We start from the raw sequence: 20,888 nt of genomic DNA, 5'->3' as shown, positions 1-20,888 counted from the left end.
GTCGCGAGTTCGTGCATCAGCCGATGCGTCCATCACGATTCGATCCCATCTGTATCTGGGTGGGGTGATCCGAGCCGGGCACGAGCGATCAGCGAGCGGCCCGGGTGGCCCTCCGGCGCGCCGAGACCGCCGGCGCGCTCGGTTCCTCAAAGCGGTAGGCGTTGAACGGGAAGCGATGCTGGGCCAGCCAGGCATTGACGGTGGACGTGGGGCGGAGGACCGCCGAGTCCCCGTGCTCGTCCACGTAGTAGGAGTTCGAACCGGCGCACGAGGGATTGTTGAAGATCGTGTGCCCGACGCGAGCGCGCATCTTCTCCATCCAGTGCTCCTGGGCAACCTGTGAGACCTCGACGCGGGTCGCGCCTCGCCGCCGGCTCTCCTTGATGACCCGCAGCGCGTGGCCGTGGCACAGGTCGAACGTGGCGAAGAGCGACGGTCCGGCCAGCCCGAACGCGCCAGGACTGAGGAACAGGTTCGGGAAGCCGTGCACGGTCACGCCCTGGTAGGACTGCTTGCGGTCTCGGGCCCACAATTCCAGCAAGGTCTCGCCGTCCACGCCGTGGAGGTCGTAGGGCACGTCGAGCACCTTGAAGCCGGTCGCGAGGACCAAGGTGTCGATCTCCCGCTCGACGCCGTCGACGGTGCGGATGCCGGTCGGCGTGATCCGCTCGATGCCGTCAGTGACGAGCTCAACGTTGTCCCGCAGGAACGTCGGGAAGTAGCTGTTCGAGAAGGACGGACGCTTGCAGCCGAAGCCGTACGTCGGAGTGAGCTTGCGTCGCACCTCGGGGTCCGGTACCTGAGAGCGCAGGTGCGCCCGGCACAGCTGCTCGATCGACTTCACCGCGAACGGGACCTGTTTGTTGTAGATGAACGAGAGCAGGAGCGCTTCGGTCGCGGCGCTGGTGCTCAGGCGCGCGGCGGCAGCCGCACCCGGCACGTGGGCCAGCAGACCGCTGGCGAACCGGTTGATCGGCGGGTTCACCTTGGGCAGCACCCAGATCGGGGTCCGCTGGAAGACGGTCAGAGTGCCCACCTCGGGGGCGATCGCGGGGATCACCTGGAGACCGGAAGCGCCGGTGCCGATCACCGCGACGCGCTTGCCGTCGAGGGAGTGTTCGTGGTCCCACTCCATCGTGTAGATGACATGACCTTGGAAGTCGTCCAAGCCGGGGATCGACGGCTTCTGCGGCGTGACGAGCGGTCCGTGTGCCGAGATCAGGTAACGACCGCTCACGCGGTCTCCCGAGGCCAGCTCCAGCACCCAGAGGTGCTCCGACTCGTCGAACCGCGCAGTTCGCACGTCGCTGTGGAACCGTAGGTGGCGGCGCAGGTCGTACTTGTCCGAGCAGTGCTTGGCATAGTCGAGCAGCTCGTTGCCGGGCGCGAAGGTGCGCGACCAGGACGGGTTGGGCTCGAAGGCGTAGCTGTACGTGAAGGAGGGGACGTCGACGGCGACGCCGGGGTAGGTGTTGTCTCTCCAGACTCCCCCTACCTCGTCCTTGCGTTCGAGGATGACGAAGTCGTCGATCCCGGCTTCCTTGAGCTTGATCGCTGCCGCCATGCCGGAGAACCCGGCACCGACGATGACGACCTCGTGGGTCTTGCTCATGACTCGTCCTCCATGGCGCGGATCAGGCGGTGCATCGTTTGTGACGTTGCCGCTGCGGCATCGACCACCACGTTCAAGGGCCCGCGGAACCACGCGTACGGCGTCCAGACGACCGGCGTCATGGTCGACGCGGACCTGTGCTCGATCCCCTCGGCGAGGACGCGGGCGGCGTGGTGCGCGCTCACGCGGTGGTTGAACGGCCACGGCATCATCGCGTCGACCTGGCGGGCGATCGGGTCCTCGTCGAGTGGCCGCACGAACGGTGTCTGCACGAACCCGAAGTACGCGACCCCTGCGCTCGCTCCGTGCGCGGCCAGCTCGATCCGCAGCGCTCGGCCGAGCGCTTCGACCGCGGCCTTGCTCGCCATGTACGACGCCAGTCCGGCACCGGGCGCGAAGGCTGCTGCCGAGGAGACCACCACGACATGACCACGGTTGGCGATGACGTGGTCGAGGGCCGGGTGCACGGTGTTGAAGACGCCGATCAGATTGATGTCGACGACCCGGTCGAACTCGTCCGGCGCAATGGTGCGCAGGGTGCTCGGCCCGGGCGCCACCCCTGCGTTGGCGACCACGACGTCCAGCTGGCCGAAGTGCTCGACCACCTGGTCGACCGCCTTGGCCATCGCCTCGCGGTCCCGTACGTCGACGGCCATCGCCCACGCGTCAGCCGCGCCGAGCCTCTCGGCCGTCGCCTGGATGGCGCCGTCGTTGACGTCGACGAGCGCAACTCGCGCGCCGCGACGGTGCAGGATCTCGACCAGGGCAGCACCGATGCCACTGCCGGCGCCGGTGACCAGGACGACCTTGTCGCACACGTCGTACTTCTCGTTGAACCCGAACATGACGACTCCTTCTTAGAGATCGAGGACCAGCGGACCGGAGCAGCGCGAGACGCAGATGAGCATCGAGTCCTCACGCTCGGAGTCGAGCAGGGCACGGTCGCGGTGCTCGACGTCACCGTCGACGACCTTGACCACGCAGGTCCCGCAGAAGCCCTGTTGACAGGAGTACGCCAGGTCGGGAACCTGGTCGCGCACGGCAGCGAGCACCGACTGGTCGGCAGCGACCGGGATCGTCACGCCGCTGCGGCGCAGCTCGACGTCGAACGCTTCACCCCCGATTACCGGGGGCGCGGAGAACCGTTCGGAGTGCACTTCGAAGTCGGGGGCAGCGAGCCGGGTCCGGGCCGTGTCGAGCATGGCAGGGGGCCCGCAGACGTAGACCGCGTGCCCGCGGGGGACGTCGGCCAGGATCTCGTCCAGGTCGGGGATGCCGCACTCGTCATCCGGCCGCACATCGAGGGCGCCTCCGCGCAGTGTGGCGAGGCCGTCGAGGAACGGCATCGAGGCGCGGCTTCGCCCGGTGTACACCAAGGTCCAGGGCCTTCCCGAGGCCTCTGCAGCCTGCACCATCGGAAGGATCGGTGTGATGCCGATGCCGCCCGCGACGAAGAAGTACGCCGACGCCTCCGCCAGTCGAAACGCGTTGCGCGGACCGCGGATCGTGATCACGTCGCCGACTTCGAGATCGTCGTGGATCTCGCGTGATCCCCCGCCACCATCGGCCAGCCGGCGGACGGCGATCCGGTAGGAACGCCGGTCCGACGGGTCACCGCACAGCGAGTACTGACGCTGGCGTCCCGAGGGAAGAACGACGTCCAGGTGCGACCCCGGCTGCCAGGCGGTCAGTTCACCGCCGCCAGGGCAGCGCAGGGTCAGGCTCACGACGTCGTCAGCGACCGGGGTGATCTCGGCAACGACGACCTCACGCTCGAACCCGGTGCGTCGTACGGGTCGGGACCGGGCGAGCATCGGCTCCAACGGGCCGGTGACGACGCGCTTGTAGACCTCGGCGACGGCCAGCCCGGCACGCACGGCTGGGTGCGCCACCCGGTCATCGGGAAGCGGCGTGTCGCCCCGCACCACTCCTGCGGAAACCATGGCCGCCCCCTAGCGCTGTTCGGCCGCGCGCGCGGCCGGGGAGGTCGCCAGGTAGGCGATCGCGGCGTCGAGGCTCCCCATCTGGCTGGGGTGGAACCCCGGCCGGAGGTAGCTCGGCAGCTCGCCGACGAAGAACCAGGGGCCTGGGAGGAGCCGCTTGCGCACGGAGTTGAGCATCTGGACGGGCCAGGGCTTCCACCAGCGACTTGTCGGGTCCTGCCGCATCAGGTAGTCGGCAGTGATCATCCAGGACGCGAACAGGCCGAGGCTGGCCACCACCGACATCCGCACCCGTCGCGAGTAGCTGCCGTCGACGTGCTGGTAGACGTCGAACAGCACGTTGCGGTGCTCGACCTCCTCCGCGCCGTGCCAGCGGAGGAGGTCCTTCATCATCGGGTGCATGCCGACCTCGTCCCACGCCTCGGCCTCGAGCATCCACTGACCGACGACGGCGGTGAAGTGCTCCGCGGCCGCAAAGAAGGCGAGCCGCTCCTTGAGCCAGACTTCCTTGGCCCGGCCCTTCAGCTGGTGGTCGCCGAGGAAGACCTGCAGCAATGTCTCGAGGTTGCGGACCACGGGCTCGATGTCGATGCCCTCGGCCGCCAGGTGCTCGTGGTAGCTCTCATGGGAGGCCGCGTGCATCGACTCCTGGCCTATGAAGCCGACCGCTTCCTCGCGCAGTCGAGGGTCCTCGATGTAGGGAAGAGCTTCGGCGAGGCACCCGGCCATCATCTTCTCGCCGAGCGGAATGGCCAGGTGCATGATGTTCCAGAACTGGGTGGCGAACGGTTCCCCCGGGATGTAGTGCAGGGGCACGTCGGACCAGTCGAACTCGACGTCCCGCGGACCGATCACGTGAGCTTCCTGGGTGTACGGCGTCTTTGCCGCGGTCTTCTTAGCCATGGATCGACGGTAATGCTGCAACACTTCTTATTGCAATGTTGCACATCACAAAATCGAGAATTTGTTGCAGTAGGCTGTTCTCATGACGTCTCGCCTGTCCGACCTGATCGAGGCGCCCGCGGCCGACCCCGCCACGACGGAGATCTTGGATGCCGCGCTGGCGATCTTCACGACGTTGGGCATCAGGAAGACCAACATCGAGGACATCGCCCGGCAAGCCGGCGTCGATCGGGTCACGGTCTACCGCCGCCTGGGCACGAAGAACGACATCGTCAACGCAGTCCTCGCCCGTGAAGCCCAGCGTGTATTCGAACGGGCCGCCGCATCGGCCGGCAAGAGCGGCGACGTCGACGAGCGGGTTGCGCTGATCTTCACCGGCCTCGTGGGCGACCTCCGCGGAAACGCGCTGTTCAACAAGCTCATGTCGATCGAGCCCGACACCACCTTTCCCAAGGTGTCGAGGGGAGCGGGAGACCTGCTCAGGCTCGCCGTCGACTTTGCGACCACCATCCTGCTTCCCGATGTCGAGTCCGACGATCCGGACGCCCTGACCGCTCGGATCGAGATCGTCGCCCGCCTGGTCCACTCCCTCTTCCTTACCCCGGACGCCGCCGTGGAGCTCAAGACGCGTCAGCAGCTGCTCAGGTTCGCGCGGAAGTACGTCGTCCCGATCGTGACCGGGTGACCTGACCGATCCGTTCGTCGTAGGTCCGGCGCGCGTCGCGGTCCACGTCGAGGAACGCTCGGTCGCCGCGGAAGGCCCTGGTGAGCAGGTCGTTGGCGAATCCGGGGAGGTTGTCGTAGAGCCGGACGTTGTGCCGCAGTGAGGCTGGCGCGTAGGCGATCGCGTGGTTGCGGCGCACCGCCGTCACGACCGACCGCGCGACGTCCTCGGGCTCGAGGTTGCGGATCCCGCGCAGGCCCTTCGTGCCGGTCACCAGGTCGGTGTTGGTGAACGACGGCAGCACGGTCGAGACCCGGACCCCCTGGGACGCCAACTCTTGGCGCAGCGACTCCCCCAGCGCCAGCACGCCGGCCTTGGTGGCCGCGTAGACAGCGCCTCCCGGCGGAGGGCACTTGCCAGCGATCGAGGAGATGTTGACGATGTGGCCGCTACCGCGCTCCGTCATCCCGGGGAGGACTGCGCGGACGCCATTGAGGACGCCGACCAGGTTGACGTCGACCGTGCGGCGGTCGGTATCGGCGTCCAGGTCCAGGAACTGACCGATCGGCATGATGCCGGCATTGTTGACGAGCAGGTCGACTGCGCCGAGCCTGGCCTCCACCTCCTTGACGAAGCCGGCGAAGGATTCGGGGTCGGTGACGTCAAGGTGTCCCCCGACACCGCTCGCCGTCAGACCGATGGCAACGTTTTCAGCGAGATCTCCATCGAGGTCGCCGATCGCGATGCTGTACCCCTCGCGCAGCAGCGCGGCGGCGGTGGCCCGGCCGATGCCGCGGGCTCCTCCGGTGACGATCGCGACGGGCATCTCAGTTTCCTCCTGTGAAAGGGCCGCGAGGCATGTCCGCGGCGGGGAGCGCGATGCGTTCGAGGTGGACGGGGAGCCCGTCCTTGACGACGGGCATGGCGGTCAGGTCGAGCGGCCAGCGGTAGTTGTCGGGGACCGACCACGAGAAGCTGCGGAGCAGTTGGTGGAAGGTCGCCTTGACCTCCATCCCGCCGAAGTAGAGGCCGATGCACTTGTGCACGCCCCCACCGAAGGGCTCCCACGCGAGCCGGTGGGCCTTGTCCTCGCGGCGCTCGTCGGAGAAGCGATCGGGGTCGAATCGATGCGGATCGGGCCAGATCTTCGGGTCGTAGTGGTTGGCATAGAGCGGCACGACCAGATGGGTGCCCGCCGGGATGTGGTGGCCGAGCAGGACGGTGTCCTTCACCGCCTGGCGCGGGAGCAACGGAACAGGAGCGTGGAGCCGCAGGGCCTCCTTCATACACCGATCCAGGGCAGGTAGGGCGTCGAGATCAGACAGGGAGGTGACCTCGTCGAGCGAGTTGGCCTCGTCGCGGAGGCGCTGTTGCCACTCGGGGTGCCGGGCCAGGTAGTAGGCCATCGTGGCCATCGTGATGGTCGAGGTGTCGTGCGCGGCCATCAGCACGAAGATCATGTGGTTGACCACGTCGTCGTCGGTGAAGGAGTTGCCGTCCTCGTCCCGGGCCCGGCACAGGTTGGCGAACAGGTCGTCGCCGCCGGCGTTGCGCTTGTGGTCGATATGGGTGTGGAAGAACTCCTCCAGCACCTTGCGCGCCCTCAGCCCGCGGTCCCAGCCCAGGCCGGGCACGGGCTTGCGGATGATGCTGGCGCCGGCGCGGACGGCGGCGATGAAGGCCTTGTTAAGGCGGGCGGCCTCGGAGTCGGTCAGGTGGACTCCGACGAAGACGTCGAGCGCGATGTCGAGCGTGAGTTCCTTGAGGTTGTCCTGCATCCGGAAGGACGGGCCGCTGCTCCAGCGACGCAGTCGCTGTTGGACGGTGGGGATCATCCGGGTGAGGTAGCCCTCGAGCTCTTGTCGGCCGAAGGCGGACTGCATGACGCGGCGGTGGGCGTGGTGCTCGTCGAAGTCCATGAGCATCACGCCGCGCTCGAAGAACGGCCCGATGTAGTACCCCCAGGCGGGTGCGTTGGCGAACGCCCGGTCGCGGTTGACGAGGATCTGCTCGGCTGCGTCGGGTCCCTGGGCGACGACGGTGGTCAGGCCCAGGTTGTTGATCAGGGACAGGTCGCCGTAGGTCTCCCGCAGCCGTGCGTACTCCCGGAGCCGGCTCTCGTGGGTGCGGAACCGCAGTGCCTGGGTGACCAGGTTGGTCCCGTCCCCGCGAATCGTCTTCAGCCCGCTGCCGGCTGGGACGTCGAGTGCGATGCTCACCGTGCCGCCCTCGTGGTCGTCATGCCTCGGCCTGCTCGGCGTACCGCGCCCGCAGCTCGCGCTTCAGGATCTTGCCGGCCCCGGAGATGGGGAGCTCGTCAACGAAGTCGACGCTCCGTGGGGTCTTGTAGCCCGCGATGTGCTCCTTGCAGAACGAGGCCAGCTCCTCGGCGGTCGCGACGGCGTTCGGGGCGAGCACGACGCAGGCGTGCACCCGCTCGCCCCACTGCTCGTCGGGCAGCCCGATCACCGCGGACGCCAGCACGGCGGGGTGCTTGCTCAGCGCCGTCTCGACCTCGGCGGAGTAGACGTTCTCTCCCCCGCTCACGATCATGTCCTTGATCCGGTCGACGACGTAGACGAATCCGTCGTCGTCGAGGTAGCCGCCGTCCCCGGTGTGCATCCATCCGTCTTTCAGCGCCGCGGCGGTCTCCTCGGGTTTGTTCCAGTAGCCGAGCATCACGTTGCCGCCGCGCACGCAGATCTCGCCCACGGTGCCGGTCGGGACCGCGATGCCGGACTCGTCGCGGATCTCGACCTCGGTGTGCGGCGCGGCTTTGCCGGCGGAGCGCAGGTAGCGCCCGTGGTGGTCCTCGTGCGTCAAGAGCGTCGCCGCCGGCGCCAGCTCGGTCATGCCGTAGGCCTGGATCATCTGCACGTTCGGCAGCACCTCCATCGTCCGCCGCAGCACTCCTTCGGCGATGGAGGAGCCGCCGTACATCACCCGCTCGAGAGAGGACAGGTCGTACTGGCTGATGTCGGGGTGGTCGACCAGCATCTGGATCATGGTCGGCACCAGCAGGACGTCGGTGACCGAATGGGCCTGGATGGCGTCGAGGACCGCTTTAGGCTCGAAGAACGGCACCATGACGTGGGTGCCACCTCTCGCCGTCTGGGACACCCAGGCGGCGAGGTCGGCCAGGTGGAACATCGGGGCGGCGTGAAGGAAGACGGAACCGGGCGGCAGGAACCTTCCGGTCGTCATGCAGCCGAACGACGAGGTCACGAGGTTGGCGTGGCTGAGCATGACGCCCTTGGGGAATCCGGTGGTGCCACCGGTGTAGAAGAGCCCAGCGAGATCGTCACCCTCGCGCCGTACGTCGGGAGCCGGGCTCGATGAGGCAACGAGCTCCTCGTAGGACACCATTCCCTCCGGCGTCGGACCGTCCCCGCAGTGCACGAGCGTGGCGAGCTGGGGCCACTCCGCGGTCAGCGCCGGCACCATCGGCGAGAACGCGTCGTCGACGAGCAGCACCCTGGTGTCAGAGTCCCGGAGCGAGTAGGCCACCTCGGTGGCGCTCCAGCGGATGTTGACCGGGTTCACGACCGCCCCGGCCCACGGCACCGCCAGCAGGTACTCGGCGTAGCGGTCGCTGTTCATCGCGAGGATGGCCACCCGGTCACCCTCGGCGACGCCCAGCGATCGGAGACCGGACGCCAGCCGCGCCACGCGGTCCCCCTGCTCGGCGATGGTGCGGACCCGGTCGCCGCAGATCGTGGCGATGGCTGCCGGCTTCGCCTGCAGCGCCCGGTGCAGTCCCTGGGTCAGATACATCGAGGTCCTCCTCTGTTGGGGGCGCTCCCGCCCTCATGAGAGCCAATGTAACGCTGCAACACTTTCTGTTGCAATATTTCCTGCAACATTTCTTCGCAAAACGTTGCATGCTTGCTAGGCTCGCTCCGTGGCCTCCCCCAGTTCGAAGTCCCCCATCGGCGACGGCGACCTCCCCGAGGGTGACCCGACGGTCGACCGGATCCTCGATGCCGCCCTCGAGCTTTTCGCCGAGGTGAGCGTCCGCAAGACCACGCTGGAGGACATTGCCAAGCGCGCCGGAGTCGACCGGGTCACCGTCTACCGGCGACTGGGCTCGAAGAACGACGTGGTCCAGCACGTCATGGCGCGCGAGTCGCGACGGATCTTCGAGCGGATCGCGCTGACGGCCAGCTCCGTCGAGGACCCTGCCGAACGCGTCGCTCGCGGGTTCGCCCAGATCGTCGTCAGCCTGCGCGACCACCCCCTCTACCACCGGATGATCCGCACCGAACCCGAGGCCACGTTGCCCAGGGTGACCAGAGAGGCCGGCGATCTGCTGGCCATGGCAGTCACGTTCGCCGCCGAGCACCTGGTGCCCGAGCAGCCCGGCCCCCGGGACCTCGACGCCCAGATCACCCGCATCGAGATCGTCGTGCGGGTCATCCACTCCTTGGTCATGACCCAGCTCGCCGTCGTCGACCTGTCGTCGGAGAAGAAGCTCGCCGCTTTCGCCCGCGACTACATCGCCCCGATCGTCAACATCCCTTCCCGGTGAACGACCACGCGGAGCCCGCCCTCAGCGACGGAGCCAGGCTCGGACTGCAGCTGACCACGGTCGACAAGGCCGTGTTCGCGGCGCTCATGGCGCCCCTGCGCCTGTGGTCCTCCCCAGTGTTCGAGGGGATGCAGCGCCTGCCGGAGACCGGGGCCGCCCTCCTCGTCGGCAACCACACCATGTACGGGATGCTCGACGCCCTCGTCTTCGCCGAGCACGTGCAACGCCGCCATGGCCGGGTGATCCGGGTGCTCGCCGAGGACGTCCACTACACCGTCCCCGGCCACCGCGACGTGATCACCCGCTGGGGTGCCGTCCGCGCGAGCCGCGAGAACTGCCGCACCATGCTGGCCCACGACGAGCTCGTCATGGTCTTCCCCGGAGGAGCGCGTGAGGTGACCAAACGCAAGGGCGAGAAGTACCGGCTGATGTGGAAGGGCCGCACCGGCTTCGCGCGGATGGCCGTCGAGGCTGGCTGCCCGATCATCCCCGTCAGCTCAATCGGCGTCGAGGACAGCTTCGACATCGTGCTCGACGCCGACAGCCTGGCGCTGCGCCCGCTGCGGCGGCTCCTGGAGTCGCGCGGCTTCCGCTGGAGCGAGCTGGCCGTGCCGATCGCGCGCGGCATCGGCCCGACGCCGATCCCGAGGCCTGAGCGCTACTACTTCAGGCTCGGCGCACCGATCGACACCAGCCGGTACGCCGGCCGCGCCGACGACGCGGCGCTGGGCGCCCTCCGCGACGAGGTCCACGGCGCGGTGCTCGACGGGATGCACGCCCTCTTCGCTCAGCAGTCCACAGACCCGGGTCGGCGCTTCGCCGGCCGCGCCCTCGAGACAGCCGCTATGCGCGCCAGATTCGGTCGCCGGAGCGCGTGACGGCGATGTTGGGCACGGTGGCGACGGCGGACATGCGGGTCAAGGCGAGCACCAGCTCAGCGATGTCGCCGACGGCAAGCATGTCGGCGGGATGCAGCTCACCCCGCTTCCAGGCGGTCATGTCGGTGTCCACATAGCCGGGAGAGATCGCCGTCGCACTGACGTGCCGAGCAGATTCCTCGATCGTGACCGACTCGCAGAACGAGATCAGCCCAGCCTTGGTGGCGCCATAGGCGGCCAGTCCGGGCTCGCTCACCACGCCGGAGAGAGATGCGATCGCCACGATCCGTGCCCCACGGTCCGGATCGGCCGAAGCGGTCGCCCGCAGCAGCGGTAGGGACTCCTGGACGAGCGTGATCGGCCCGCGGAGGTTCACGTCGAGCATCAGGTCGAGACCCTTCTGGTCGATCTCGCCCATCGGCCTGCTGACGCCGACACCGGCGCCGATCACCAGCAGGTCGAGGCGCCCGAACCGTTCGTCGTGCGCGTGCACGAGCTCGCGAACCTGGCGCGAGTCCGACATGTCAGCGGCACGGGTGTGAACCGCGCCGGGACCGCCAAGGTCTGCAGCCACGTCGGTCAGCGGTGCCGGACTCCTCGCGGCGAGTGTGAGATCGAATCCTTCACTCGCGAGCCGGAGTGCGATCTCACGCCCGATTCCGCGCGAGGCTCCGGTGACCAGCGCTGCGCGCCGCGGCTGCCGATCCTTGTCCACGGTCGTCCTCGTCCCGATCGTGTTGTCAGAATCCGTCGGCGACACGGACGACCGTGCGGCCAGTGAGCTGGCCGCGCAGGATGGAGCGAAGCGCCGTCCCGACCTCGCGCACGTCGACCTCGGAGATCAGGTCGTCCAGGTGCCGCGGACGCAGGTCGGTGGACAGCCGCTGCCAGAGGGCCCGTCGGGTGGCGATGTCGGCTTGGACGGAGTCCATGCCGAGCAGAGCGACGCCGCGCAGGATGAACGGCAGGACGGTCGTCGGAAGGTTTGGGCCGCCGGTCAGGCCGCTGACTGCCACGGCGCCGCCGTACTGCGTCGTGCTGAGCACGTAGGCCAACGTGTCCCCGCCGACGCAGTCGACCGCGCCCGCCCACTGCTCCTTGCCCAGAGGACGAGCAAGGGCACTCGGGTCCTCCGGCAGACGCCCGATGACCGAGGCCGCGCCGAGCGTGGCGAGGAGGTCGGCTGCCTCTGCCTTGCCGCTCGAGGCGACGACGTCGTACCCGAGTGACGACAACAGGTCGACGCTGACCGAGCCCACGCCACCCGACGCGCCGGTGACCAGCACGCGTCCCTTGTCGGGGCTGACGCCGTGGTCCTGGAGAGCGGCGACGCTCATCGCCGCGGTGTAGCCGGCGGTGCCGATGGCCACGGCTTCCTTCGGCGTGAGGCCGTCGAGGGGCACGACCCAGCCGGCCGGGACGTGGGCCAGCTCGGCGTAGCCCCCGTCCTGGCTGATACCGATGCCGTAGCCGTGGGCGAGCACCAGGTCGCCGGGACGGAAAACCGGGTCGCTCGACGAGACCACCTCGCCGGCCAGGTCGATGCCGGGCACCAAGGGGTACGACGACACCGCGCCTCCCTTGGGCGTGACTGCCAGGGCGTCCTTGAAGTTCACGCCCGAATAGTGGACCCGGATCACGACGCCTTCGCCGGGAAACGACGACTCATCGAGCTTCTCGTGGTTCAGGGTGATGGCGCCGTTGTTGTCGCGCGCGACCATTGCGTTGTACATGCGATTGCCTTTCGACAGTGGTTACAGGGATTGGACGTGGATAGGGAGGCCGTCGCGGACCTGGGGAAGTCCGGTCGTCGCCCAGCGGAGCCGGTAGCCGACGGGCAGCGACCATCGGCTGGTCCGCAGCAGCTGGTGGAGGGTGGCCTTGATCTCCATCCCGGCGAAGTACATGCCGATGCACTTGTGGGCCGAGCTGCCGAACGGCACCCACGCGTTGCGGTGACCCTTGTCCTCTCGGCGCTCCTCGGAGAAGCGCTCGGGGTCGAAGTCGTAGGGGTTGCTCCAGTACTCCGGCATGTGGTGGCTGAAGTGCGGCAACAGGCCCACGATGGTGCCCTGGGGGATGAACCGGCCCAGCACCTGGGTGTCCTTGACCGCACTGCGGAACATCATGGGGATCGGCGGCGTCATGCGCAGCGACTCCTTCATGACCAGGTCGAGGGAGGTGAGCTGCTGCAGCTCGTCGTACGTCGCGTGCTGGCCGAGCGCCAGCGACTCGGCCCGGCAGCGCTCCTGCCACTCGGGATTCCTGGCCAAGTGGTAGGCCATCGAGGTCATGGTCGCCGTCGAGGTGTCGTGGGCCGCGAACATCAGAAAGACCATGTGGTTGACGATGTCCTCGTCGGTAAAGACCTCGCCGTCCTCGGACTCCACGTTGCACAAGACACTGAACAGGTCGGTCCCGTCCGAGGCCCGCTTGGAGGCGACCATGCCGCCGAGCTCGGACTCCAGGAACTGACGTGCCTTGATGCCGCGGGACCACTCGGTGCCGGGCAGGCCGTAGCGGGCGCCCGGCAGCGGCATGCGCACCACCGCACCCGCGGCGACGACGCAGTCGTTGAAGGCGCCGCCCATGGCCTGCGATCGCTCTCCGGCCTCCATGCCGAGGAAGGTCTGGGTGGCGACGTCGAGCGCGAGCCGCTTGAACGCGGGCGCCGCCTTGAGCTCACCCTGGGCCTCCCAGATGCCGAGGTGCTGTTCGATGGTGGGGTTCATTCGGTCGAGGTAGCCGACCAGGCGGTCCCGAGCGAACGCCGCCTGCATGATCCGGCGGTGGAACAGGTGCTCTTCGAAGTCCAGCAGCAGGACGCCGCGGTGGAAGAAGCGCCCGATCACGGGCTCGTAGCCGGGGCCGTTGGCGAAGGCCTTGTCCTTGTTCTGCTGGATCTCGGTCCACGCGTCGGGGCCTAGTGCCATGACCATCTTGCGACCGAGGCCCCGGCGCCAGGCGACCGGGCCGTCCGCTTCGTAGACCTCGCGGAGGTAGCGGTCCGGGTTGCGCAGCAGGGTCAGGGTCTCCCCCACGACCGGGATTCCCCCGGAGTGACCGGGCACGGGCTCGAGCCCGCTTCCTCGGGGCGGCATGGCCAAGGGGCGGTGCATTCCGGTGCTCATCGCGCGACCTCTTGAGGAGTCGGTGCAGGACGGTTGTGCAGCCGGCGGGGGTCGACGCCGACACGCCGCCAGCCGGCCGCCGCCCACGGCGTGTACAGCACGCGCAGCGGAAGCCGGTTAAACAGGGGGTTCAGCGCGCGGACGATCTTGGCGAAGCGTTGGAAGCTCCGCTCCTTGCGGTCGTCCCAGGGCAGGTCGCAGATCTGCCGCATCTGCGGCGGCACCGTCCCGACCACCACGATCTGGAGGTAGGCGTTCAGCGGAGCCGACAAGAACCGCCAGAGGAACTTGGGCATCCACCGCGGGCCCGGCACGCCCTTGCGCAGGTAGCCGGTGGCGTAACGGATGGTGGCGTTGGGCCGGAAGTGCTCGAGCATCGACTCCCAATAGGCGCAGAACTCCGCATAGGTCTGCGGCTGGCTGCGGGCGCTGACGCCGTACAGCTCGTACCAGGTCTTGCTCTCCTCAAAGATCTGCGCCTTCTCCGCCTCGGACAAGCGGCGGATGAAGGTGTCGGTCGTGTAGAGAACCTGGTCCACGAAGGTCGCGTGGCCCCAGTAGAAGAGCTCGGGGTTGAGAGCGTGGTAACGCGAGCCGTCGGACATCGTGCCCTTGATGTGGCGATGGAAGTCACGCACCTTGCGCCCCCACCCGTACGGGTCCTCGCTGTACACCGCGCTCAGGATCGGCGGACCAGTGCGCTTGGCCCGCCCGATCGTGTCAGTGAAGAAGATCGAGTGGTCCTCTGTCCCTTGCGCGAGCTGCTCGATGGAGTTCTCGGTGCCGGCGACCCGCTGGAAGCCGAACAGGTGCGTCCGCCAGTCCCCGAAGAACTTCCAGATCAACGACTCCGCTCCGAGACACGGCGCCGATCCCAGGTCGTCGGGAAGATCGGTCGGCATGGCAACGCCCTCGCGCACACCCTCGTCGAAGGTGCGCGGCGCATCGGGTCCGGTCGTCGTTGACATACCTCAACGCTAGGAATGCCGGCCCTCGGACTGAATGACCCGAGAAACCGCGAATTTGATACTTTCCGCCAATGACCGTCCGCCCCGACTGGGACTTCCCGCGCAGCCCCGCGGCCACGCGGGACGTCGTCCATGTCAGCGCGGCGTACGGCGTCCCGGAGGTGACCGTCCTGGGCGGCACCGGCCTCACGGTCGACCAGCTGCAGGACGCCGGGCTGCTCGTCGAGGCCGAGCAGGAGCTCCGGGCGATCCGCAACCTCCTCTGGGAGCTCGGCGACCGCCCCGGCCTCGGCCTCGAAGCGGGTCGCCGATTCTCCATCGGAAGCGCCGGAGTGCTCGGCTTCGCCCTCCTGTCGAGCCCCACCGCACGGGACGCGACCCGGATCGTCGTCCGCTACTCCACCCTCAGCCCGGCGTACGCCGACCTCACCCTCGAGGAGAACCCCGACGGCGCCGTCTTCCGCTACGACGTCACCCAGGTCCCGCCCGACGTCGTCGACTTCCTGGTCGAGCGCGACCTCGCCGCCCTGTCCAACATCCTGGGCATGATCGCCGGACCGCTGATCGGCCTGGTCGTCGGTCGGATCGACGTCGCCTTCAGCGAGGAGCGCCGCCGGCTCGTCGCCGAGCTCCTTCCCGCCTTCGAGGTCGTCGGCGGCCAAGCGCACACGTCCATCTGGGTACCTCCCGGGGTGCTGGACTTCGCACTCCCCCAGGCCGACCCGCACACCGCCGAGCTGTGCCTCCAGCAGTGCGCCGAGCTCGCCGAGCGACGCCGGTCCCGGCGCGGCGTCGCGGCGCAGGTGCGCACGTTGCTCCTCCGCTCACCGGGCGAGATGCCCGACCTCCCCGAGGTCGCACGAGAGCTCATGCTCAGCGACCGCACGCTCTACCGCCGGCTCGAGGAGGAAGGGACGTCGTTCCGGGACCTGCGCAACGAGGTCCGCGAAACCCTCGCCACCGAGCTGCTGACCCGTGCCGGTCTGACCGTCAACGAAGTCGCCCAGCGACTCGGCTACAGCGAACCGGCCGCCTTCAGCCGTGCCTACAAGACCTGGACCGGCGACGTCCCCTCGCGCGTCCGTGCCCCATGAACCGTGGCAGAAACCATCAAGGAACTGGTCGAATCTGCCCTTCGGGTCGAGCACTGCTCCTGCGTAGCGTGAGGCTGGCCCCTCACCGCCGAGCAGAATCCCGGAGTGAACGATGACCACCACCGTCAACACCCTGACCGGTGTCCGCTACCACGCCGCTGATGGCATCGGCCGGATTACGCTGGCGCGGCCCGAGGCTTCCAACGCCGTCGATCTACCGACAGCATCATCGCTGGGAGAAGCAGTCCGGGCGGCCGTCGCCGACCCGGACGTCCGCGTGATCCTGATCGACGCTGAGGGCCCGCGCTTCTGCGCCGGCGGCGACGTCGCCGCCATGGCCGCAGCCGACGACAAACCGGCGGCCGTCCGCGAGCTGGCCACAACCTTCGACGCTGCCCTGCGCGAGCTCGACGCGGCCGAGAAGCCCGTCGTTGCCGTCGTCCGCGGCGCAGTGGCCGGCGCCGGGCTCGGAATCATCCTGGCCTGCGACCTCGTCGTCGCGGCTCAGAGTACGAAGCTCCTCACGGCGTACACCTCGGTGGGCATCACCCCCGACTGCGGCGTCTCCTGGCTGCTGCCTCGTGCCGTCGGTCAGCAACGAGCGCTCGAGCTCGTCCTGACCGGCAGGCCGTTGTCGGCCGATGACGCTCAGGCATGGGGACTCGTCACGACGGTCGTGGAAGACGCCGCGCTCGAGACCGCAGCGGAGGAGGTCGCGTCGCGCCTCGCGGCGCTCTCACCCTTCGCAGCAGGACAGGCACGCCGCCTCATCCGCTCGTCCTGGAGCGCCACCAAGGCTCAATCCTCCGAAGACGAGATTCGTACTGTCACCGAAGCGATCAGCCGCGTCTTCTCGTAGCTCTCCGCGTGGTCACCAACGTGTAAGCCGCCCGGAAGCACGAGCGTGTACTGCCTCAGTGGTCCGGTGCCCATGCTCGTGAACATTTTGGCTGGCGCACCTGAGCCTGCGCGGCGCGGGGTTGCGCCGTCACACGTCTTCACCTTCGTTCACCCGCTCCGCGGTCCGCAAACTGGTCCGCAAGACGTCCACAAAGTGCTCTCGCCAACTAACGGTCGAATCCGCGTTTGCGCAGGTCAGACCGCATATGGCTCCCATCAGCTAACGCCACTAGCGCCGCGGGAGTAGTCCGAGCTCTACTACGACATCTAGGACACAACCTGCCTCTGACCTGGGCGAATAGGTCGGAGGTGGACGCAAGTCCGTTGGAAGGGCCGCCGAGCATCACGCTCGGCGGCCCTTTCTGTGTCTAGCTCCGTAACGCTTTCCAGACGTCCCGGGCCTAGACAGGTGCCTGTGACGAATATGGATGGGCACGATCGGCCACAGGCTTCGACGACCTCGTTGCACCGCGCCGGGTGGTGGCTCATCGCGCACGCGGCGCTCATGGTCGGCTACCTGGTGCTCGCCTCGACCGCCGGTGCTGGCTACGAGCGGGCTTTGGAGGCCGCGGCGGAGCACGCAAGGGTTCCGGTCAACACGATCCCCGCGTCGGCGACCGCAACAGTCGTCCAGGACTTCCCGCTCTACCACCTGCTGAGCGTGCTCTACCTCTTGTTGCCGCCGGTGGCGATCGTCCTCGCCTCCCGGCCCCTGCGTGCCATCGGCGTTGCCGGCCGGGTCTCGTGGCGTTCGGCCCAGACAGGCCTGGCCGTCTGGTGGGTCTTCATGGCCTTGAACCTCGGCACCTTCGCCGACCCCGACCGGCTCCCCCCGCTGGTGCGCGACCTGGACGTGCTCGCGGTTCCGTTGCTGACGGTGATGTCGATGCTCGTGGCAGTGTCTGTCGTCGCTGACGGCGAAGCAGCTCGCACGGTCGGTGTCGCCCACACTGCCGCGCGGGTGTCCACGGTCCTTGGTGTCGTCCTCACTGTTCTGTTTGCGGTGACGCTGGTGACGAGCGGATTCGACGAGCCAATCCCTCCGATCGTCGCGGTGATCCCGGCATTCGTCCTCGGCGTCGCACTGGTGCGCGGCCGGCGCGGGGCGAGCGCGGACTGACGGCGTCGGTCCGCTGTCAGCGCGGTGGTCGGCGGTTTGCTGAGTGCCGCACGTTTGCGATATCGGGAGGATGATGGCGTAGCGTCGCTAGTTCCACGGCCGACCCGGGTCAGCACACCCCCGGTTCTTGCTCGGCTGGGAAGGACTCGGGAACATGTTGAAAGATCCGCCCTTCACCCGCGCAGTTTCTGACGCCGGGCCTGCGGCACCATTGGACGCCGATACTGCGGTCCTGGAGTGGCGTCGCAACGGCGACATCCTCGAGGGCTTGGTCGAGATCGAATCCGACGGGGAGACCGTGCGTGAGTGGTTGCCCGCCCTCGACATGGCGCCCCACGACATCTAGGTCGCACCCAGGTCATCGAAGATTTCTTCGCCACGCCCCGACTCGCGTCGCGGTGGAGGGGTATCGGCACTTCGAGGCGCCCCACCCCGGTCGAGCAAGAGCCGGGGTGGGGCGTCTGCGATTTGTATTGCAACCCGGGTTGGATTCTGGAAAATATGTGCAAGCGGCCCCGGACCGCTTGCTCAGGTCCGGGGTCGCTTCTACGACGTCGGGTTCACGTTGCCCGCCAATGCGTCGACGTACGGGGTCGGCGAGGCGATGGGCGCGGCGCGGTTGTTGAAGGCGTCGGGCTATCCCGGCCCGTGACGCCACAGACCATGTCGTGGTCGGCCACGCCGGCCAGCAGCGACTCTTAGTCGCCCGCGACCTTGTGCGTCGAATCGCACCAGGGCGCTCGCTGGGTCAGGCCGCACAGGCACACGGCGACGACCGCGCGGCCGACCTCGTGGCGGTTGCCGTCCTCGTCGCGGACGAAGCCAGCGCCGCGCACCAGCGCCGGACCGCCGGGCACCACCGTGATCTCACACTCGCTCACGCGACGTTCTCCCCTGCCTCCGCCAACAGCGTGGACTGCCCGTGCGTCCAGGCATCCACCATCCGCTCCGCCACCACCGCATCGAGATGGACGCAGGCGGCGGCACCGAAGAGCACATCGGACTGCAGGTCGGGCTCGGCGCCGACCAGCGCCCCGCAGATCCCGCGTGACGCGAGGTGCTCGTGCACGGCGTCCGCCTCGACGTGCTCGTCGAAGTAGTGTCCGACCGCCTCCGGCAGCTCCAGCCGGTCTGCGCCCTGGAGCAGTCGGCGACACGGCAGCGAGCTCGTCATCTCAAACGCTGCCAAGTGACCCATGGCCGCACCCCGGAGCCGCCGGTGCAACCCGAACAAGGACATCGCGTTGTTGACCGCCAACGTGTACGACGGGACGCGGTTGACGTAGGCGCCGAAGGACGACTCGAGCCCGGCGGCGGCGAGCGCCTCGGCGAAGAGCCTGCTGTGCAGGCGTTCAGGCCGACCGCCTCCGAACTCGTCGTACTGCAGCTCGGCGAGCGCAACCTTCGCCGGGCCGTCCAACCGAGGCAGTGCCCACGCCTGCGGATCGCTCTCCTTGAGGTGGTAGAGGCTGCGCTGGACGAGGAACTCCAGGTACTGGTCACGCGTCGCCTCCCGCTGGAGGAAGAGCGGCAAGGAGGTCCCGCTGTCGAAGGAGGCGATGGCCGCAAGCTGGTCCGGCACCCCATCGGCCTGCTCGGCGCGAGCGACGAGTGGAGCGCAGGCGCCGCGCAGCTCCGCTTCGAACTGCTCCTCGAGCGCGCGCCGCAGGGCCAAGAGCGGCGGCGACCACTCCAGGGAGTCGTCGACGCCTTCGAAGCTCCGGTAGTGAAGCTCGTAGAGGAGCCAGAGGCTGAGGTGGAAGTCCTCCTCGTCGGTCGCCTCCACGTCCCGACGCACCTCGCCGTCGGCGCGCAGCGCGCGCACGACATCGGCGCTCAATGGCCCCCTCGGTTCGGGAAGTATCACGGCCGCTCCCTCACGCACGCACATCACCCACCTGTCGCCCCGTTTCAACTGCGGCCCGGCAGGACCGCGTGATCCCCTGTTACCCAATCCGCGGTACGTCAAGTCGTTCGCGGCCGCAGGCTCGCGGCACACGTGCGCCGTATTCGTGAGGCTCCCTCGGGTACCCGCTGGGCATGCGTACTGACCACTCGACCACGGCCTCCGGGATCTTCGACCTCGTCGCCGCCGTCGGCCAGCGCCACGTCGCACGCAGCGATCTGCCTGCCGAGCTCCAGCCCTTCGTCAGGGAGGCGCTCGGTCGTGGCCTGCTGGCCGAGGACTGCCGCGACCACCTCTTCGCCTTGATCTGAGTCAGTGGCACAGACAGCACGGAGGGCGAGGCCTCCCGGACCCCGCCCTCCGCGGCCTCGGTCAGGCCTCGATCGCCTGGCGGTCGTCGCGGTCCAGCCCGTTCGCGGAGATCGTGATCTTGCGCGGCTTGGCCTTCTCCGCCACGGGCACGAGCAGCCGTAGGACGCCCGCGTCGTAGCTGGCCTCGATCCGGTCGAGGTCGAGATTGTCACCGAGGACGAGCTGACGGCTGAAAGCGCCACGCGGTCGCTCCGAAGCCAACAGCTCCCAGTCGCCGTTGCGGGGCATGCGCTCGGCGCGGACGGTGAGGACGTTGCGCTCGACGTCGAGGTCGATCGATTCCTTGGCCACGCCCGGCAGGTCGAACTCGATGACGAACCGGTCGCCCTCCCGCCAGGCGTCCATCGGCATCACAGCAGGACGAGTCGCCGTGCCGAGCAGGCTCTGGGTCAGGCGGTCGAAGTCACGGAACGGGTCGGTGGTGCGCAGCAACATGGCGTTTCCTCCTGGTCTGTTGGTATGGGTTCGACGGGATGTCTTACCTCTATCGCTTGTTATAGATATCCTGATTCGTGGTTGTCAAGATCAGGAGGAGAGCGATGAGGAGTGATCCGCACCGCCGAGGGGTGTTCGCGATCTCGGTCGCCGCCGACATGGCGGCGATGAACATCCAGAACCTGCGGGTCTACGAGCGGCGCGGTCTCATCGATCCCGCCCGGAGCGCCGGTGGTAGCCGGCTGTACAGCCCCGCCGACATCGAGGTGCTGCAACGGATCGGCGAACTGCTCGCCGACGGGCTCAACCTGGCCGGCATCGCCCGGGTGCTCGAGCTCGAGACGGCAGTCGCGCGGCTGGAGGAGGACAACGCTCGTCTGCGGCGCCGACCGCGGCCCGAACCTGCCTAGTGGCCCCGGCATCAGTCGCCGGGC

General features: G+C 68.3%; 23 protein-coding genes. 9 read left to right on the top strand and 14 right to left on the bottom strand.

Annotated features, from left to right (window positions below; all coding sequences use genetic code 11):
* Positions 1 to 88: 88 nt before the first annotated feature.
* Genes F0U44_RS17360 through F0U44_RS17345 form a run of 4 tightly spaced genes read right to left on the bottom strand, consistent with a single transcriptional unit; the run spans position 89 to position 4,458 of the window.
* Positions 89 to 1,612 carry a flavin-containing monooxygenase gene (locus F0U44_RS17360; RefSeq protein WP_149729620.1) on the bottom strand — a complete coding sequence of 508 codons (1,524 nt, stop codon included), beginning with the start codon at positions 1,610 to 1,612 and terminating at the stop codon, positions 89 to 91.
* Positions 1,609 to 2,457, bottom strand: a complete 849-nt coding sequence (locus F0U44_RS17355) for an SDR family oxidoreductase (protein ID WP_149729619.1) — start codon at positions 2,455 to 2,457, stop codon at positions 1,609 to 1,611. Before F0U44_RS17355 ends, F0U44_RS17360 begins: the two co-directional genes overlap by 4 nt.
* Positions 2,458 to 2,469: 12 nt before the next feature.
* Entirely contained in the window at positions 2,470 to 3,555 is a 1,086-nt protein-coding gene (locus tag F0U44_RS17350) for a PDR/VanB family oxidoreductase (RefSeq protein WP_149729618.1), read from the bottom strand.
* Between the two features lie 9 nt (positions 3,556 to 3,564).
* A complete protein-coding gene (locus tag F0U44_RS17345) occupies positions 3,565 to 4,458 on the bottom strand; it encodes a metal-dependent hydrolase (protein ID WP_149729617.1) in 894 nt (297 codons plus the stop codon).
* An 82-nt stretch (positions 4,459 to 4,540) separates the two neighbouring features.
* Between F0U44_RS17345 and F0U44_RS17340 the strand changes: the two genes are divergently transcribed.
* Positions 4,541 to 5,143 carry a TetR/AcrR family transcriptional regulator gene (locus tag F0U44_RS17340; RefSeq protein WP_149729616.1) on the top strand — a complete coding sequence of 201 codons (603 nt, stop codon included), beginning with the start codon at positions 4,541 to 4,543 and terminating at the stop codon, positions 5,141 to 5,143.
* On the opposite strand, the gene F0U44_RS17335 is transcribed toward F0U44_RS17340, so the two are convergent.
* From F0U44_RS17335 to F0U44_RS17325, 3 genes are read right to left on the bottom strand one after another with little or no spacing between them, the layout of a single operon-like run.
* A complete protein-coding gene (locus F0U44_RS17335) occupies positions 5,100 to 5,948 on the bottom strand; it encodes an SDR family oxidoreductase (protein ID WP_149729615.1) in 849 nt (282 codons plus the stop codon). The genes F0U44_RS17340 and F0U44_RS17335 overlap by 44 nt on opposite strands.
* Position 5,949: 1 nt before the next feature.
* The gene (locus F0U44_RS17330) at positions 5,950 to 7,341 is read right to left on the bottom strand and encodes a cytochrome P450 (protein WP_149729614.1); all 1,392 of its coding nucleotides are present in this window, start codon (positions 7,339 to 7,341) and stop codon (positions 5,950 to 5,952) included.
* A 19-nt stretch (positions 7,342 to 7,360) separates the two neighbouring features.
* Positions 7,361 to 8,896: an acyl-CoA synthetase gene (locus tag F0U44_RS17325; RefSeq protein ID WP_149729613.1), complete on the bottom strand. Its 1,536-nt coding sequence runs from the start codon at positions 8,894 to 8,896 to the stop codon at positions 7,361 to 7,363.
* Positions 8,897 to 9,023: 127 nt separating this feature from the next.
* Between F0U44_RS17325 and F0U44_RS17320 the strand changes: the two genes are divergently transcribed.
* Both F0U44_RS17320 and F0U44_RS17315 read left to right on the top strand, forming a co-directional pair.
* Positions 9,024 to 9,650, top strand: coding sequence for a TetR/AcrR family transcriptional regulator (locus F0U44_RS17320; protein WP_149729612.1), 627 nt, complete (start codon positions 9,024 to 9,026; stop codon positions 9,648 to 9,650).
* Positions 9,647 to 10,528, top strand: coding sequence for a lysophospholipid acyltransferase family protein (locus tag F0U44_RS17315; RefSeq protein ID WP_223163733.1), 882 nt, complete (start codon positions 9,647 to 9,649; stop codon positions 10,526 to 10,528). The genes F0U44_RS17320 and F0U44_RS17315 overlap by 4 nt, the downstream gene beginning before the upstream one ends.
* On the opposite strand, the gene F0U44_RS17310 is transcribed toward F0U44_RS17315, so the two are convergent.
* The 4 genes from F0U44_RS17310 to F0U44_RS17295 are packed head-to-tail and all read right to left on the bottom strand — an operon-like array spanning position 10,494 to position 14,627.
* The gene (locus F0U44_RS17310) at positions 10,494 to 11,243 is read right to left on the bottom strand and encodes an SDR family oxidoreductase (protein ID WP_149729611.1); all 750 of its coding nucleotides are present in this window, start codon (positions 11,241 to 11,243) and stop codon (positions 10,494 to 10,496) included. The two genes, F0U44_RS17315 and F0U44_RS17310, sit on opposite strands and share 35 nt — an antisense overlap.
* 25 nt (positions 11,244 to 11,268) lie before the next feature.
* Positions 11,269 to 12,261 carry an acrylyl-CoA reductase family protein gene (locus F0U44_RS17305; protein WP_149729610.1) on the bottom strand — a complete coding sequence of 331 codons (993 nt, stop codon included), beginning with the start codon at positions 12,259 to 12,261 and terminating at the stop codon, positions 11,269 to 11,271.
* 21 nt (positions 12,262 to 12,282) lie between these two features.
* A complete protein-coding gene (locus tag F0U44_RS17300) occupies positions 12,283 to 13,659 on the bottom strand; it encodes a cytochrome P450 (protein ID WP_149729609.1) in 1,377 nt (458 codons plus the stop codon).
* A complete protein-coding gene (locus tag F0U44_RS17295; RefSeq protein ID WP_149729608.1) occupies positions 13,656 to 14,627 on the bottom strand; it encodes an oxygenase MpaB family protein in 972 nt (323 codons plus the stop codon). Before F0U44_RS17295 ends, F0U44_RS17300 begins: the two co-directional genes overlap by 4 nt.
* A gap of 71 nt (positions 14,628 to 14,698) precedes the next feature.
* Between F0U44_RS17295 and F0U44_RS17290 the strand changes: the two genes are divergently transcribed.
* The 4 genes from F0U44_RS17290 (at position 14,699) to F0U44_RS17275 (ending at position 18,087) form a co-directional block, all read left to right on the top strand.
* Complete coding sequence (locus F0U44_RS17290; RefSeq protein ID WP_149729607.1) at positions 14,699 to 15,721, top strand: AraC family transcriptional regulator; 1,023 nt, start codon at positions 14,699 to 14,701, stop codon at positions 15,719 to 15,721.
* A gap of 112 nt (positions 15,722 to 15,833) precedes the next feature.
* Positions 15,834 to 16,580, top strand: a complete 747-nt coding sequence (locus F0U44_RS17285) for an enoyl-CoA hydratase/isomerase family protein (protein ID WP_246160588.1) — start codon at positions 15,834 to 15,836, stop codon at positions 16,578 to 16,580.
* A 504-nt stretch (positions 16,581 to 17,084) separates the two neighbouring features.
* On the top strand, positions 17,085 to 17,741 hold the full coding sequence (locus F0U44_RS17280; protein ID WP_149729606.1) for a hypothetical protein: 657 nt from the start codon (positions 17,085 to 17,087) through the stop codon (positions 17,739 to 17,741).
* Between the two features lie 154 nt (positions 17,742 to 17,895).
* On the top strand, positions 17,896 to 18,087 hold the full coding sequence (locus tag F0U44_RS17275) for a hypothetical protein (RefSeq protein ID WP_149729605.1): 192 nt from the start codon (positions 17,896 to 17,898) through the stop codon (positions 18,085 to 18,087).
* A gap of 352 nt (positions 18,088 to 18,439) precedes the next feature.
* On the opposite strand, the gene F0U44_RS17270 is transcribed toward F0U44_RS17275, so the two are convergent.
* Both F0U44_RS17270 and F0U44_RS17265 read right to left on the bottom strand, forming a co-directional pair.
* Positions 18,440 to 18,622: a CDGSH iron-sulfur domain-containing protein gene (locus F0U44_RS17270; protein ID WP_149729604.1), complete on the bottom strand. Its 183-nt coding sequence runs from the start codon at positions 18,620 to 18,622 to the stop codon at positions 18,440 to 18,442.
* Positions 18,619 to 19,581 (bottom strand): iron-containing redox enzyme family protein, encoded by a 963-nt coding sequence (locus tag F0U44_RS17265; protein ID WP_246160586.1) that lies wholly within the window; start codon positions 19,579 to 19,581, stop codon positions 18,619 to 18,621. The genes F0U44_RS17270 and F0U44_RS17265 overlap by 4 nt, the downstream gene beginning before the upstream one ends.
* Before the next feature lie 200 nt (positions 19,582 to 19,781).
* Here F0U44_RS17265 and F0U44_RS23075 point away from each other — a divergent pair, with 200 nt between their 5' ends.
* The gene (locus tag F0U44_RS23075; protein WP_188113537.1) at positions 19,782 to 19,958 is read left to right on the top strand and encodes a hypothetical protein; all 177 of its coding nucleotides are present in this window, start codon (positions 19,782 to 19,784) and stop codon (positions 19,956 to 19,958) included.
* Positions 19,959 to 20,019: 61 nt separating this feature from the next.
* Here F0U44_RS23075 and F0U44_RS17260 read toward each other — a convergent pair whose 3' ends face one another.
* Positions 20,020 to 20,454, bottom strand: coding sequence for an Hsp20/alpha crystallin family protein (locus F0U44_RS17260; protein WP_149729602.1), 435 nt, complete (start codon positions 20,452 to 20,454; stop codon positions 20,020 to 20,022).
* Between the two features lie 104 nt (positions 20,455 to 20,558).
* On the opposite strand from F0U44_RS17260, the gene F0U44_RS17255 reads away from it, so the two are divergent.
* Entirely contained in the window at positions 20,559 to 20,864 is a 306-nt protein-coding gene (locus tag F0U44_RS17255) for a MerR family transcriptional regulator (RefSeq protein ID WP_149729601.1), read from the top strand.
* The last annotated feature ends 24 nt before the right edge of the window (positions 20,865 to 20,888 follow it).

Origin of the sequence: Nocardioides humilatus, assembly GCF_008373755.1 — a bacterium.
Taxonomy (GTDB): domain Bacteria; phylum Actinomycetota; class Actinomycetes; order Propionibacteriales; family Nocardioidaceae; genus Nocardioides; species Nocardioides humilatus.
The sequence above is the reverse complement of the archived record's forward strand: the minus strand, read 5'-3'. Positions and strand labels throughout refer to the sequence as shown.